Source organism: Cohnella sp. OV330 (assembly GCF_900112065.1).
Classification (GTDB): domain Bacteria; phylum Bacillota; class Bacilli; order Paenibacillales; family Paenibacillaceae; genus Cohnella.
The window spans coordinates 147708-162550 of record NZ_FOKE01000002.1; the positions used below are offsets into that span (position 1 = coordinate 147708).

Below are 14843 nucleotides of genomic sequence, written 5' to 3' on the forward strand. Positions count from 1 at the left end.
AAAATTCGTAACTATCAGTATAAGGGATTGCGCGGCATCTCCGCATGACGCGAAGGGGCCATCTTATTCGCAGGACAGCCGCGCCGGTCCGCTTTATCGTTCTTTATCGTAACGCAGCGTGTAAGCCGATTCAATCTTCGGGCGTCCGGCCGCGCCTCGCGTCGGGCCACCAATCGCCTCCGGCGCACGGCCGGCCTCTGTCGTCCGGCCAGATATAGACCCACCCTTGCACATCGTCGCGCTCGGCGTCGCGCACCCAGACGCGATCGTAATCGTTGTCGTCCTCCGGCCCGAAGTATTCCTCCAGCCGGTCGAGGCGTCGCAGCGTCTCGCGGTCCACGAGCGTCCACAAGCCGCGTACGCGCCGATCGGCAGACGATCCCGGCTGCGGCAGCACCAACGCCGGATACCCGTCGACGGCGACGAGACGTCCGCGAACCGTTCCCGGCTGCGGCTCCGACTTGGCGAAAGGCCAGAGGAGGCCGGCGTTCTCCAATCCGGGCAGCAGCGATCCGTATACGAAAATCCGGTGAAGCCCTACTCGCCCCGCTTGCCGATCGCGCATGCCGGCCCCGCTCCTTCCCGCGTTGCGCGCATGCCCCGCGAACGGCTACAATGAATCCATCCGCGGCGCGGCGCCTTTCGTTCTTTCTATCATAGCTCGCCTCATTCGTCCCGCCAACCGGGTCGGCATTCCTTAACGACTGGAGATCATGCGAAAATGGAAACTTTTGAACTGGCTTCCCTCTTAGTTCGGCAAGGCTCGGAAGAATGGCCCATCTCCTTCGAGAGGGCGCGGCTGTTCGTCATCCAGCAATACGGCACGTTTTCCTGGTACATCGAGCTGGACGGCATGCAGCAGGAAGAGCTGCTTCGGCGGTTCGCCGAATCGCTGGACATCGACGTATCCGTTCAAGCGGTCACGGTAGGCGGAAAGTCGCTGAGCGGCGACGCCTTTTTCCACCCCAATCCGCAAAAGCGCGCCGCCGCCGTTCGCGGCCAAGGCGAGCTCGGCGGCTACCACTAACCTGCCGGGCATTCGGACGCGCGCGGTTCGCGGCGGCAAAGCAAACGGGACGATGCAGGCAGCGCTGCGTCGTCCCGTTTTTCAGTCCTGACGGCCTTTATTTGCCCGGGAAAATCTCCGGCGTCGTCATCTTGTCGTAAAAATCCGTGAATTTGTCGCGCTCCGGCGAAGCGCGCCAGCCCATGGCCGAGCGCGGGTGCTCGTCGAGCGTGCCGGTGATCATATCGGGAATGAGGTAGCCCCACTCCTCTTTTTCCCGCAGCTTCAGCATGTGGCGCTCGATCATGCCAAGCACCGGACGAAGGCTGTAGTTCGGATTCGTGAGCTTGGCGAGCAGCAGCTCGGTCGGCGTGTTGCCGGCGGCGCGGCCCATGCCGTAGACGGAAGCGTCAAGCAGCTCGACGCCGAGATCCGCCGCGGCCAGCGTGTTGGCGAACGCCAGCTGCATGTTGTTGTGCGTGTGCACGCCAAGACGTTTGTGCTTCAGGGTGCGCTTGAACTTTTCCACGAGAAAACGCATATCGTCCGGGTCGAGGCTGCCGTAGGAGTCGACGATGTAGACGACGTCGATCGGGCTGTCGCCGATCATCGCGAGCGCTTCGTTCAGCTCGTTGTCCATCACGTTGGACAGCGCCATGATGTTGATCGTCGTCTCGTAACCGCGTTCGTGGAACAGCGTGCCGAGCTCGATCGCCTTCTCCGTGTCGCGCGCGTACGTGGCGACGCGAATCAGGTCCAGCAGCGACTCGCTCCTCGGCAAAATGTCGTTCTCGTCGACGCGGCCGACGTCCACCAGCGCGGACAGCTTCGTGTTCAGCTTGTGCGGGATCACCTTGCGCAGGAATTCGTCGTCCAGAAAACGCCAAGGTCCCGCTTGGTCGGCGCCCTTCAGGAGGCGCGGCGAATTTTTGTAGCCGATCTCCATATATTCGACGCCCGATTCGTTCAGGCTCTGGTACAGATCCTGTACGAATTCGACGCTGAAATCCCAATTGTTGACAAGTCCGCCGTCGCGCACCGTGCAATCGACGATTTTGCAATGGCTCGTTTTGCTGTGAATGGTCATCATGACTACCTTCTCCTTTTGGCTGCCTTATCGCTAACGTCCATCGTTCGTATCCTCAACATATCCCCGCAAGACACAACATGACATCAATTTTATAACGAAAGGGCGGTCGTCCACAAGCTTTTGCTTATTATTTAACAAAACGCAACCGACCGGCTGCGCATTCGCCTCCGGTCGGTTGCGTATTTATCGCGTATTAAGGATACCTGCGCTTAACCTTGCGCCCGCGAGGTTTGCCAGCGCGCTTCCTGCACGAGCAGCGAAGTCGCCGCGTCGATGCGGCACGCGATGTCCTCCTCGATCCGGGCTTTGCCGTCGTCGCCCCAGGTCACCTGCGTATCCAGCACGAATACGCCGGTCAGGATGTTGCGGGCGCCCAGCACGGACAGCACCGGCTTGAAGGCGTAGTCGATGGCCAGCAAATGCGCGATCGTACCGCCGACGACGAGCGGCAGGACGATTTTGTTTTCCAAGCCTTTCTGCGGCAGCAGATCGAGGTAGGCCTTCAAAATGCCGGTGAAGGAAGCCTTGTAAACGGGAGAAGCGATGACGACGGCATCCGCCTCGGCGACGAGACGGTTCGCCTCCCCGATCGCTTGGCTGTCGAAGCGGGCATGGAGCAGGTCCTCCGCCGGCAGATCGCGTACGTTGATGACCGACACTTCGGCGCCGCTCTCCTCGATCTGGCTGCGCACGCGATCCAGTACGCCGTTAAGTCTGGATTTAGCTGTCGGGCTGCCTTGCAAAATGACGATTTTGGACATGAATGCTCACACCTTTTCCGTTATTCCGATATTAACCATCGGATTTTAATTAATTATACGTTCAGCCTTCCCCAAGCGTCAAGCGCCGTCCATCGCAAAAAGCCCCACCCTGTCGGGAGATGGGGCTTCGAACATCAGGAAGACGAGACGACCTGGGCGACCTCTTCCTCGTGCCGTTCGAGCACCGCGCTCTGGCCGAAACGGATGAGCCCGTCCTTGTTCGGCAAGCGCAGCTCGAGCTCTCCCGCATCCGGAACGAAGCGAAGGTCAAAGGAAAAGTCGCGGTCGATCTCGTCCGAACGCGCCTGGAGACCGCCGTACACGAGCGTGCCATCCGCGCTCAGCGGCTTCTCGATCAGCGTAGAATTGTCCGGCATGGCAAATTTCACGGAACGCTGTCCGTTCCATAGCACGCCTTCTCCGCCGGCGATCAAGTAGTTCCCTTTGCGCGTCAGCTTCAGGTCGATCGCGAGCGCGCCTTCGAGATCGGTGCCGGATACGTAAAGCGGATCCTTCTTGGTCATATCGACCTGGCCGGCCCACTTCGGCAGCGGCTCGACCGACGTAGACTTCAGGTCGAAGTGGTAGGTCTTCGCTTCGCCGTCGGCCGGCAGCGCCTGGTCGGCCGAGGACGAAGCCTGCGCGGAAGCCGCTGGGGACGATGCGGCCGGCGCGGATTCGCCGTTCGAATCGGACCTTCCCGCCGCGCATCCGGCGAGCAGCGCCGCAGCCAGCAAAGTCGCGGCCGCCCCTTTCCATATTGGACTCAAGATCGCGTCCATCCTCCTTCAAACGGCTCATGGGAGCCGGCGTGTCGCATTCGGTGCCGCAATAGATGTAGTATAGGCCAACGGACGATGCGATCTCAAGCGCGGGGCCCGCCGTCACAAAAAAGACTAGGTCTTATCGTTTCAGGAAGCCCCGCTTTTTTAAGTATTCCATCATGTGAAGGCGATTGGGACGCGTCAGCCATTCCGCCATGATCTTCGTCCATGGCGTGCTTTTCCGGCCTTCCGTCCGCACCTTCAAATACCTGGTCATCGTCTCGTCGTATTCGCCCACCGGGCCATGTCCCCGTTCGGCGTCATAACGGTTCCAATGGAGCACCGCTTCGACCGGAAGCCGCGGCCTTTGGCCGCTGGATTTGTCTGGCAGTCCTACGCACATACCGAACACCGGATACGCCAGGCTCGGAATGCCGAGGAGGGACGATACTTCCTCGATCCGGTTGCGGATGCCTCCGATATAACAAATGCCGTAGCCCATCGATTCGGCGGCGACCGCCGCGTTCTGCGCGGCGAGCGACGCGTCGACCGTGGCGACGATGAAGCTCTCCGCCGAGTCCGCATAAGGCTCCTCCCCTGGCGCGATATGCGCCTCCGCCGCGCGGGAGAGCCGGTTCAAATCCGCGCACCAGACGAGAAACGCGGGGCAGGTCTCGACATACGCCTGATTGCCCGTCAAGACGGACAGCTCGCGCTTAAGCGCCGGATCCGTGACCGCGACGACGCTGTAGGCTTGCACATTGCTCGACGTCGATGCCATCTGTCCGGCCTCGACGATCTCCCGCAGATCAGCCTCGGGAATCGAAGCCGGATCGAAGGATCGGACGGAGCGGTGCTGCATGAGCTGCGCGACAACCTCGTTCATCACGTTTTTCCTCCTCTCGGCTTCCGCCTGCTTCCATTTTCGCCAGGCAGCCAGCCTCTTCCCATTTTTCCCCTTAACGCCCGCCCCTGAAGCGACCGAGCGGCGAACGGGCGGCGAACGGGCAAATGGACCGGAAGTCGTGCTTCCGGTCCATCCTATAGCCGTTTTCCGGCATTAGCCGAGCGTCTTTTGTCCCGGCTTCCAGTTCACCGGGCACAGACCGCCGGATTGGAGCGCCTGCAGGATGCGAAGCGTCTCGTCCACGCTGCGGCCGACGTTCATGTCGGTCACGACCTGGTAGCGCAGCGCGCCTTCGGGATCGACGATGAAGAGGCCGCGGTGCGCCGCGCCGGAAGCGTCGTCGAGGATGCCGTAAGCATGCGCGGTTTCCTTGGTGAAGTCGGACACGATCGGGAACTTGATCGCGCCGATGCCGTTCTGGTCGACCGGCGTCTCGATCCATGCCTTATGCGTATAGATGCTGTCCACCGACGCGCCCAGCACCTCGCAGTTCAGCGCTTTGAATTCGTCGTAGCTGTCGCTGAAGCCGCGGATCTCGGTCGGGCACACGAAGGTGAAGTCGAACGGCCAGAAGAAGAACACGAGCCATTTGCCGCGATAATCTTCAAGCGATATTTTTTCCTCGAGCGAATCGAGGTTTTTCGTCGACAGCAGGTTGAACGATGGAGCGGGAAGACCGACTTTAGCGAACGGGTATGGATTGGCGATTGTCGTCATATGGGATGAATCCTCCTAGATGTAGTGTGATGAATAAGGGGTCTGCAATTCCGGCAAAGGCTATATCGGTTTTAACGACGGACGCTTTATCTTAAAACACGGAAGCGATGGAAGCCGGCGATTCGTTCGCCTCCAGGAACCGTTCGGCGTCCAGCGCAGCCATACAACCGGTGCCGGCTGCGCTGATGGCCTGGCGGTACTTGCTGTCTTGGACGTCGCCGCAGGCGAATACGCCCGGGATGTTCGTCTCGGTCGTGCCGGGCGTGACGAGGATGTAGCCGGTCTCGTCCGTCTTCAGCTGACCTTCCAGGAACTTCGTGTTCGGCGTGTGGCCGATCGCCACGAACACGCCTTCCGCTTCGATCAGTTCTTCTTCGCCGGTCTCGTTGTTCAGCACCTTAAGGCCCTTCACGCCGAGCGGTCCGGCGACCACTTCAAGCGGCGTACGGTTCAGGCTCCAGCTGATCTTGGCGTTCTCGCGGGCGCGCTCCTGCATGATCTTCGAGGCGCGCAGCTCGGTGCGGCGGTTGACCAGCACGACTTCCGACGCGAAGCGGGTAAGGAAGTTCGCTTCCTCCATCGCGGAGTCGCCGCCGCCGATGACGATGATCTTCTTTCCTCTGAAAAAGAAGCCGTCGCAGGTCGCGCAGGTGCTCACGCCGCGTCCGACGTTGTCCTTTTCCCCCGGGATGCCCAGATACTTGGCCGACGCGCCCGTGGAAACGATAACGGTCTGCGCTTGCAGCTCTTCCTTGCCGTCTACCGTGAGCGTGAACGGACGCTTCGACAGGTCGGCCTTCGTCACCCAGCCGCTGCGGAATTCGGCGCCGAACCGCTGCGCTTGCTTGCGCATATTATCCATCAATTCCGGGCCCATGATACCTTCGGGGAATCCCGGAAAATTCTCGACCTCGGTCGTGGTCGTCAGTTGGCCGCCGGGCTCGGGGCCTTCGATGACGAGCGGAGCGAGCCCCGCGCGAGCAAGATAGATGGCTGCGGTCAGTCCCGCAGGACCCGTGCCGACGATGATCGTGTGTCTCATTTGACTCTCTCCTCTCAACGCTTGGCGTTCGATGAATTTATCTTAACACCCGACCGCCGTGCGGGCATGAAGGCCGAATGAAGGCGGCATGAACGTTTGATGAAGATAATCCGAAGCCTTCCTAGCCGTAAGAATCGGGCTAGTCTGCCGTACGGTAGCCCACGCCGCGAACGGTCACGATATAACGCGGGTTTTTCGGATCGTCGCTTAGCTTTTTACGCAAGCTTTTGATATGGACGTCGATCGAGTTGCTGCCGCCGAAGTAGCCTTCGCCCCACAGCTTCTCCATCAGGTCCTGGCGGGACAATACGCCGCCGCCGGCCATCAGCAGCGCCCGCAAAATATCGAACTCCGTCTTGGTCAGCTCGACGCGCTTCCCGTCCCGCTGCACGGTCACCCGCCGGAGATCCATGCGGATGTCCTTGAATGCCGCTTCGTCGGGTCCGGCTTGCGGGGCGCTTTTGCCGGCCAGATCTTCGATACGGGCGAGCAGCGCGCCGACGTCGCCCGGCCAGGCTTCGCTTCGGCTGGTTGCCGAATCGGAAGCTTTAGGATCAGCCTGCTGGGCAGCGGACTCGACCAGATAGAGCGCGGGCGTCTTGAGCTCGGCCATTCCGCTCAGCGGATCCTGCCCGGCGACCGATCGGTCCGCGATCAACAGATCGATCTGGAGACTGGAGAGCAGCGCCTCCTGGCCGTGGCGAAAGACGAGCACGTCGTAACAGCGCGTCGTCAACTCCGCGAGCAACGGCTGCAACCGCGCCGGGTACGCGCTGACGACGACGATCCGGCGCGTCGTGTCGCAGTATGCGCCCATCAATTCTTCTGCTTGGATGTCCGGCATGCGGGGCACTCTCCCTTGAAAATGAATTGTTCTTCCGTCAGCGCGTACCCGCTCTCCTCTGCGACCCTAGCGAGCCATTCCGCGGGCGGCGGCGTCATCACTTCGTCGACTTTGCCGCAAGACACGCACACGATATGCGCATGGTCCTCGCCTCGGCCGTCGTACCGGCTCGTCTTGCCCTCGAGCTTCAGCTCGTGAATAAGCCCTTCGTCGGTCAAATAGCGGAGCGAATTGTATACGGTGGCGTAGGCGACGGACTGTCCCTGCGACTTGAGGCGGTCGATGATATCGGCCGCCGTCGGATGGTCGTCTGCCTGCATCACGATGTCGTAGACAAGCTTGCGGGGGGCCGTCAGATTGCGTTTGGTCATGGGAATCCCCTCTTTATTTGAAATTGAATGTCGTAAAAATTCATTTCATTATTTAAATTTAGATTTAGTTTAAATTTATATCGTGAACTTGTCAAGCGTCTGAGGAAGCGGTCGCCGCTCCATTCGGTCAGGATTATTCGCCCATCGCCTGCTCATGGGAAGGCGATTCGATTCGCACACGGTCCAATCGTCCCATCGCCTTCTATCTAAAAGGCGAATCGCTCAGCGTACAGTTAAATCGCCCCATCGCCTTCTCGTGGGAAGGCGATTCGCTCCGCACACGGTCTATTCGCCGCATCGCCTGCCCTAGAGCAGGCGACTCGCGTCCAACCGGCGCCCCAAACGCAAAAAAAGAAGCAGGAGCCCCCCCTGCTTCTTCCTATCGTCAAATTCCGCCTCAGGTCGCGCTGCCAATCGCCGCCGCCGGCACGTCCGGCTTCTCCGCATGCAAGGACGCCCTCGCCACCGCTACCCGCCCGGAGAAGAACACCGCCCCGCCGCCCATATCGGACAGCCGATCCGGCGTGAGCGCGTTGACCGTCGCGTTGCGGCCTTCGCTCTTGTCCGCCCACAGCCCTTGGCTGACGACGACGCCAGGCAGAACGTCCTCGCCGACCGAGGCTGTCAGCCACGCTTCGCCGCGCTCGTTCCAGACGCGCAACTCGTCCCCGTCCTCGATGCCTAGCGATTCAGCGTCGGCCGCGTTCATATGCAGCTTCGGCGACTTTTCCATGCGCGCATGCTTGTCGTTGTTGGAAAACGTCGAGTTCAAGAAATTATGGTTCGGCGCCGGAATAAAAGCGAACGGGAACGCTTCGTTCCCCTCCTCTACCAGCGGCGCATAAGTCGGCAGCGGCGGCAAGCCGTGGCGCTCCATCGCCTGCGAATACAGCTCGATCTTGCCGCTCGGCGTCCGCAGCCTGCCCGGAAACAGCGGCTTCACGTCCGCGCGCACGAATTTCTTTTCCACCAACGCCTCGTAAGTGACCGGCGCATAGGCAGAATTGCCCGGGAAATCGACAGCCTGTCGAATCATCTCCGCGTCGTCGTCCTTAAACGCATCGTCTTCATACCCCATCCCCGCCGCTAGCAGACGGAACACTTCGTTGTTCGACTTGCTCTCCCCGTAAGGCGCCACGACCGGCTGCTGGATCTGCACGTAATGATGCCAATAAGAATGGTACAAGTCCGTGTTCTCGAAAGCTGAGGTCGCCGGAAGCACGATATCGGCGTACTTGGCCGTCTCCGTCAGGAAAAGGTCGTGTACGACGGTAAACAGATCCTCCCGTGCCAGCCCCTCTCGCACCTTGTTCGACTCAGGCGCGACGACGGCGGGATTGCTGTTGTATACGTATAACGAAGAGATCGGCGGATCCAGTTCCAGCAGCGCGCTGCCGATCCGGTTCATATTTACGCGCCGCGCTTTCCGGCCGCCCCGCAGGTCTGGCCGTTCGAGCGCCTTCGCATTGTGCGAGACGTAGCCGCCGTTGCCCTTGATCGCGCCTCCGCCCGGCACGAGCCATTGCCCCGTCAGCGCGGGCAGGCAGGCGATCGCCCGTACGTTCATGCCGCCGTTGTCGTGATGCTGGATGCCGTTGCCGATGCGAATGAACGAAGGCGTCGTACGTCCATAAAGTCTGGCCAGCTCCAAAATGTCCGCTTCCGGCACGCCGGTAATGCCCGATACGGTCGCCGGATCGTAGGCCGCCGCATGCGCCCGAAGCTCTTCGTAACCTACCGTATATTCGCGCAAAAACGCCTCGTCCGTCATCCCTTCCGCGAACAGCACGTGCATGATGCCGAGCGCCAGCGCCGTATCGGTGCCGGGTCGCAGCGGAATGAACCAATCCGCCCACTTGCCGGTCCGGTTGCGGTGGACGTCGATCGCGACGATCTTCGCGCCTGCCTTGCGCGCCTGCTCCGCGATCGTGACCTGATGCATATTCGTGCTGACCGCGTTGATGCCCCAGAAGATGAACAGCTTGGCATGGACCGTCTGCTCCGGGTCGGTGCCGTAGCTGCCGCCCATCGTATATCGATAACCGACCGTTCCCGCCGCCTCGCAGATCGTCTGGTCCAGCTCGGAGGCATTCATCCGGTTAAAAAAACGGGTACCCATTCCCTCTGTCCCGATGCGGCCCATGTTGCCGTAGAAGCTGTATGGAAGTATACTTTCGGAACCTCTTTCCGCGATGAGCGCTTTCCACCGATCGGCGACTTCCGCGATCGCTTCATCCCAAGAGATCGGCACGAACCGCCCTTCGCCCTTCGGACCGACGCGCCGAAGCGGCGTCGTCAGCCGCTTGTCGTCATAGATGCGCGCCGCCATATTGCGCACCTTGTTGCAGATCGCGCCGCGAGTGACCGGATGATCCGGGTCTCCTTCGACCTTGACGATGACCCCGTCTCGCTTGTGCACGAGCAAGCCGCATTGGTCCGGGCAGTCGAGCGAGCAAACCGAACGAAACACGCCGTCCGGACGTGCAGTATAATCGTTCATTTCTAAATCCACTCCCTTTAAATCCGTGCTCCCATTTTAACACAAAGAAGACGAATCCGCCGTCCTAAACGGTCGAATCCGCCTGCTTGAACTGCCCGTTATACCTTCCCCGCAATCCCTGTTTTCCGGCTGACCGTCAGCTTGTAGCCGACGCCCCGGATCGATTCGATCTGCACCGATTGCTGGTTCAGCTCCAGCTTCTTGCGCAGCGAGCTCACGTGCACGTCCACCGTCCGCTGTCCGCCGATGTAGTCGAAGCCCCATACGACATTCATCAGGTCGTCGCGCGTGATGACGATGCCCGGGCGCTCGGCCAAGTACAGCAGCACCTCGAACTCCTTTGGGCGAAGCGTAATCCATTCGCTGCCGACCTGCACCTCGTATTTTTCCGGATAAATCTGCAGCGCGCCGAGCGAGATCACCTTTTCGCCGGTCGGATCGGACTTCGGCCTGGCTTCTTCGTTGCGCGAGCGCCGCAGCACCGCCGACGTGCGGGCGAGCAGCTCCGCGACGCCGAACGGCTTGGTGATGTAGTCGTCCGCGCCGAGCTTCAGCCCCTGCACGACCTCTTCTTCCGCGTTGCGGGCGGTGAGGATGATGACCGGCGTCTTCACGCCGTGCTGGCGCAGCTTCTGCAGCACCTCGAAGCCGTTCATCCCGGGCAGCATCAAATCCAGAAATATAATCGCGTATTCGTCTTGAATCGCCTTGTGCAGTCCCTCGGCGCCGTTGCCTATCACTTCGGTCTCATAACCGTCCTGCGACAAGTTGTACGTGACCAGACGCGCTATCGTAGGTTCGTCTTCAATAATGAGCACCTTGTCCGACATAAGCTCCTCCAGTCCGATCGGTCCGTCTGACGTCCCGGCCTCTCCAGTCAATTTATCATGCCGCCGTAAATCCAGCATCATCCGAATGTCAACGCCATGTAAAATAACGTAATGCTAATAGTCTTGAATCAGCGGCAGCTCGATTACGAACGTCGATCCGACGCCTACCGTGCTCTCCACCCGGATCGTGCCGTGATGCAGCTCCACCAGGTGCTTGACGATCGACAGCCCGAGTCCCGTGCCGCCGGAGCTGCGCGAGCGCGCTTTGTCGACGCGGTAGAACCGCTCGAAAATACGGGGCAGATCCTTCTTCGGAATGCCGATGCCCGTGTCGGAAACCGTGATCCGGACATGCTCTTCGAAATCCCCGCCATCTTCCCTCTCGCTCTCGACGATGATCGCCTTCACCCGCACCCGGCCGCCTTCCGGCGTATAGCTGATGCCGTTCTGCAGCAGGTTCAGCGTGATCTGTCCAAGCCGGTCTTCGTCCGCTTCGAGGAACAGCTCCTCCGGCGCATCAAGCTCCAGGGAGATCTCCTTCTTGGCGGCCTCCGGCCCGAGGAACTCCAACTGCCTCTCCAGGAAAGACCGAAGGTCGATCGGGGAAAATTGCAGCGGCGAGCGGCGCGACTCGATCTTCGACAGCTCCAAAATGTCGCCGATCAGGCGATTCAACCTGTCGCTCTCGTCTTGGATGATCTTCAAGAAGGAACGCGCCGTCTCCGGATCGTTGACCGCGCCGGCAAGCAGCGTCTCCGCGAAGCCTTTGACCGCGGCGACCGGCGTCTTGAGCTCGTGGGACACGTTCGCGACGAACTCGCTGCGCATCCGCTCGAGACGGCGGATCGCGCTCACGTCCTGCAGGACGAGGAGCAAACCCGGCGCCGTATCGTCGTCCATCGGGATCGGCACCAGATGAAGCTCGAGCAGCCGTTCCTCCGGATAGTAGACCGTGAGCTCCTCGTGGATCGGCTCGCCGGTATCGAAGCCGCTGCGGATTAACTGCAGCAGCTCGTACTGCTGCTTGGCCTCGGTATAGCTGCGGCCGACCCGCTCCCGGGCCAGGCTGCCGAGCAACAGCTCCGCGCTTCGATTGTAGATTCGGATCCGTCCGTCCGGGCCGATCATGACGACGCCGCTGATCATATGATCGAGCACCGATTGCAGATGAAGCTCGTTCCTGCGAATCTCGCCCATATGATCCTGCAGGTTGGCGGCCATCGCGTTCAGCGCCCGGCCGAGCTCGCCGATCTCGTCCTTGCCCGCGTCCGGAATGCGGACCTTATAGTCCATGCCCGCCATTCGCTTCGCAGCGGACGTCATGCGTTCCAGCGGACGCGTGACGCTGAGCGCTACCCTGTAGCTGACGAGCGCCGCCAGCGCGAATACCGCGAGCAGGCCGAGCGCGAGCGCCATCCACATGCGATCGAGGCTTTTCTCGACGGCCGACAGGGACATGGCCAGCCGGATGACGCCGAGCGTCTCACCGGTCTCGCCGTCTTTGGCCGCGTATGCGACGTACAGCATGTTTTCGTCAAGCGTGTCGCTGTGCCGGATGCTCCGGCCCATGCCGCTCTCCAGCGCTTCCCGCACTTCTTCGCGACCGGCATGGTTGTCCATCGTGCCCGGCGCGTGATCCGAATCCCCGACCACCTCGCCGTCAACCGCGATGTACGTGACCCGCATGTCCGCGAGCTCTTTGAACCGGATCGCCTGCGCTTCCAGGTATTCGGTCTGCGCCGTCTTGGACTCGCCCTTCGGCCAAGGCGCCGCGGCAGAGAGCACGCGAAGCTGCGTCTCCATGTGGCTGCCGAGCGCTTCTAGATGATTGTGCTTGTAAAACTGTCCCGTGAAAATGCCCGCCGCCAGCACGGACAACCCGATGAGCAGCATAAACAACGCGGTCAGCTTCAAGCGGAATTTGCTCATGTGCGCTCCCGTGCGGCTTGCCATGCGTATAGCCAATCCTCCAATTGCCGACTTTTCTTTATCTTAACACAGGAGTATTAGCGCAGTGTAAATTCAGACCAACTTAACAGACCGATAGGGATGTCTCCGCCGGCAGATGTAAGTTATAGTAAAGCGAGGAACGAATAAGGAGGAAGCGCGATATGCAGCAGCATCATTTTATAGCGTATTTATATCGTCTGCGATACATTGAACGCTGGAGCCTTATGCGCAACTCGACCAAAGAAAACGTCGCCGAGCATTCCTACCACACCGCGCTGCTCGCCCACTTGCTGTGCACGATCGCCAAAGACGTATTCGGGCGGGACGTCGATCCGGACAAAGCGGCAAGCCGCGCGCTGTTCCACGATGCGACCGAAGTCATCACCGGGGATATCCCGACGCCCGTCAAACATCACAATCCCGCGTTGCTATCGAACTTCAGGGACTTAGAGCGGTTGGCCGCCGAACGGCTCCTCGGCACCGTGCCGCCCGAGCTCATCGATGCTTACGAGCCTCTGCTCATGCGGCAGGCGCAGGACGACGAGCTGAACCGATACGTCAAAGCCGCCGATATCCTCGACGGCTACCTCAAATGCGTATCGGAAATGTCGGCCGGCAACCGCGAATTCGCTACCGCGCGCAGGCAGTTCGAGGGCCGGCTCGCCGCGCTCGGCATGCCGGAGGTAGACTGGTTCCTCAACCGGCTCGCTCCGAGCTTCGAAAAGACGATCGACGAGTTGTCCGAACGGGAGCGGGATGCCGATGCCGATTAAGGAGACCGGCTTCAGGCTAGCATGGTCCATCGCCAGAGACGCGATGTGGATCGTCATCCCGCTACTGATCGCCGCCGCGATATTCGGCTATAAGTATCATTTTCCGAAGCGAATCGCCGCCGATTATCCGGCCGTCGAATATCGGACCGGAGAACCGTCTTCCGCGGAGCATACGGCCATTCATGTAAAGGGGAAGCTGTACCGGCCTTTGTTTCGGGATCGGTATTTTAAAGGACGCATCGCGATCGATAAGTACGATTTCACCGCTTCCGCGGATTATACGATGTTTACGGTGAAGTTCAATAGCGACGTATTGAACGGTTGGGGATCCTTTGGCTACAGCGCGTACTTAAATAGGACCATTAAGATGGAAATGTTAGGCGCAATCTGGCAGCATGACGATATGAAGGAACTAAAGTTCACGATTTCCGAACCGATAGGCGCGAGCGAAAAACAATGGAAAGGCCTTACGCTGATCGCGCCGGCGGACACAATAGAAGAAGCCGTGGCAATTGAACAAGCATTCAGCGAACGAGAACAAACATATTTGCAACCCCCTCCATGAGCCAACGGACCTTAGATCCGCTATCGAAGTCGAAAACGATCTATTCCATAACTTAGCGGATCGTTGATCCGCTATTTCGGCTCCAAACGGTCTTTTGAGACCTGTTTAAGAGAAATAGCGGATGTACGGTCCATCAGCCTGCGATAATTAGCGTAAACGGCGATAATAGCGGCCCTGTGGTCCTTTCGTTCTCTTCAAAGCAAAAGGCTCCGCCTGCGCTTGTCGCGCCGGGCAGAGCCTTTTGATCTCAACACTGCAAAAACATTAAGCGTACCAACGGTTCTCCATCAGCCAAATGACGACAAGGAAAATGACCAAAATCACGATGCTCAGCGTCTGCACGCGCGAAACGTTGCCAGAAGCGTCCTGACCGCTCGCTGCCGCGGCCGCGATCCGCTTGAGCGGTGCCTGCACGATGCCCGACAATGCGCCGAGCGCGACGAACAGCACGATGACCGTAACCATCCACGATACCTTGTAATCCGATTGAGAGATGAGATACCCTCCCGTGAGCAGCTGCAGCACCAAGGCGTATTGACCGATTCGCCCCGCAGTCACCAGACCGCTGGCGAGGCCTTCCTGGGCCGGCGTAGACAGCTGACGGAAACGCTTGGCCAGAAACGGCAAAATGGCATAAATCCCCATCCCGACCGCTCCGACGATGTGCAGAAAAATCATAACGTCATACATCGCGATATGTACCTCCACAACCATAATAAGACA

16 protein-coding genes are annotated in these 14843 nt (G+C 60.0%); 3 read left to right on the top strand and 13 right to left on the bottom strand.

Annotation, left to right across the window (positions count from 1 at the left end; genetic code table 11):
- Positions 1 to 130: 130 nt before the first annotated feature.
- Entirely contained in the window at positions 131 to 565 is a 435-nt protein-coding gene (locus BM235_RS04480; RefSeq protein ID WP_090109859.1) for a gamma-glutamylcyclotransferase family protein, read from the bottom strand.
- A 156-nt stretch (positions 566 to 721) separates the two neighbouring features.
- On the opposite strand from BM235_RS04480, the gene BM235_RS04485 reads away from it, so the two are divergent.
- On the top strand, positions 722 to 1027 hold the full coding sequence (locus tag BM235_RS04485) for a hypothetical protein (protein ID WP_090109861.1): 306 nt from the start codon (positions 722 to 724) through the stop codon (positions 1025 to 1027).
- A gap of 97 nt (positions 1028 to 1124) precedes the next feature.
- Here the strand turns inward: BM235_RS04485 and BM235_RS04490 are convergent, their stop codons facing one another.
- The 11 genes from BM235_RS04490 to pnpS all read right to left on the bottom strand — a co-directional run bounded on the left by BM235_RS04490 (position 1125) and on the right by pnpS (position 12761).
- Entirely contained in the window at positions 1125 to 2093 is a 969-nt protein-coding gene (locus BM235_RS04490; RefSeq protein WP_090111018.1) for an aldolase catalytic domain-containing protein, read from the bottom strand.
- Positions 2094 to 2305: 212 nt separating this feature from the next.
- Entirely contained in the window at positions 2306 to 2857 is a 552-nt protein-coding gene (gene ssuE / locus BM235_RS04495) for an NADPH-dependent FMN reductase (RefSeq protein ID WP_090109863.1), read from the bottom strand.
- Positions 2858 to 2991: 134 nt separating this feature from the next.
- Positions 2992 to 3627 carry a hypothetical protein gene (locus BM235_RS04500; protein WP_177244190.1) on the bottom strand — a complete coding sequence of 212 codons (636 nt, stop codon included), beginning with the start codon at positions 3625 to 3627 and terminating at the stop codon, positions 2992 to 2994.
- 133 nt (positions 3628 to 3760) lie between these two features.
- Positions 3761 to 4507, bottom strand: coding sequence for an oxygen-insensitive NADPH nitroreductase (nfsA, locus tag BM235_RS04505; protein ID WP_090109867.1), 747 nt, complete (start codon positions 4505 to 4507; stop codon positions 3761 to 3763).
- A 174-nt stretch (positions 4508 to 4681) separates the two neighbouring features.
- A complete protein-coding gene (locus tag BM235_RS04510; RefSeq protein ID WP_090109869.1) occupies positions 4682 to 5245 on the bottom strand; it encodes a peroxiredoxin in 564 nt (187 codons plus the stop codon).
- A gap of 91 nt (positions 5246 to 5336) precedes the next feature.
- Complete coding sequence (gene trxB / locus BM235_RS04515) at positions 5337 to 6287, bottom strand: thioredoxin-disulfide reductase (RefSeq protein WP_090109870.1); 951 nt, start codon at positions 6285 to 6287, stop codon at positions 5337 to 5339.
- A 139-nt stretch (positions 6288 to 6426) separates the two neighbouring features.
- Positions 6427 to 7131, bottom strand: coding sequence for a winged helix-turn-helix transcriptional regulator (locus BM235_RS04520; RefSeq protein WP_090109872.1), 705 nt, complete (start codon positions 7129 to 7131; stop codon positions 6427 to 6429).
- Positions 7104 to 7502, bottom strand: coding sequence for a Fur family transcriptional regulator (locus tag BM235_RS04525; RefSeq protein WP_090109874.1), 399 nt, complete (start codon positions 7500 to 7502; stop codon positions 7104 to 7106). Before BM235_RS04525 ends, BM235_RS04520 begins: the two co-directional genes overlap by 28 nt.
- Positions 7503 to 7899: 397 nt before the next feature.
- A complete protein-coding gene (locus tag BM235_RS04530) occupies positions 7900 to 10002 on the bottom strand; it encodes a molybdopterin-containing oxidoreductase family protein (RefSeq protein ID WP_090109876.1) in 2103 nt (700 codons plus the stop codon).
- 98 nt (positions 10003 to 10100) lie between these two features.
- Entirely contained in the window at positions 10101 to 10832 is a 732-nt protein-coding gene (locus BM235_RS04535; protein ID WP_090109878.1) for a response regulator transcription factor, read from the bottom strand.
- A 114-nt stretch (positions 10833 to 10946) separates the two neighbouring features.
- Complete coding sequence (pnpS, locus tag BM235_RS04540) at positions 10947 to 12761, bottom strand: two-component system histidine kinase PnpS (protein ID WP_090111020.1); 1815 nt, start codon at positions 12759 to 12761, stop codon at positions 10947 to 10949.
- Positions 12762 to 12943: 182 nt separating this feature from the next.
- On the opposite strand from pnpS, the gene yfbR reads away from it, so the two are divergent.
- The gene (gene yfbR / locus BM235_RS04545; RefSeq protein ID WP_090109880.1) at positions 12944 to 13555 is read left to right on the top strand and encodes a 5'-deoxynucleotidase; all 612 of its coding nucleotides are present in this window, start codon (positions 12944 to 12946) and stop codon (positions 13553 to 13555) included.
- Positions 13545 to 14120 carry a hypothetical protein gene (locus BM235_RS04550; RefSeq protein WP_090109890.1) on the top strand — a complete coding sequence of 192 codons (576 nt, stop codon included), beginning with the start codon at positions 13545 to 13547 and terminating at the stop codon, positions 14118 to 14120. The genes yfbR and BM235_RS04550 overlap by 11 nt, the downstream gene beginning before the upstream one ends.
- A 264-nt stretch (positions 14121 to 14384) precedes the next feature.
- Here BM235_RS04550 and BM235_RS04555 read toward each other — a convergent pair whose 3' ends face one another.
- On the bottom strand, positions 14385 to 14810 hold the full coding sequence (locus BM235_RS04555; RefSeq protein WP_090109891.1) for a DUF2269 family protein: 426 nt from the start codon (positions 14808 to 14810) through the stop codon (positions 14385 to 14387).
- Between the last annotated feature and the right edge of the window lie 33 nt (positions 14811 to 14843).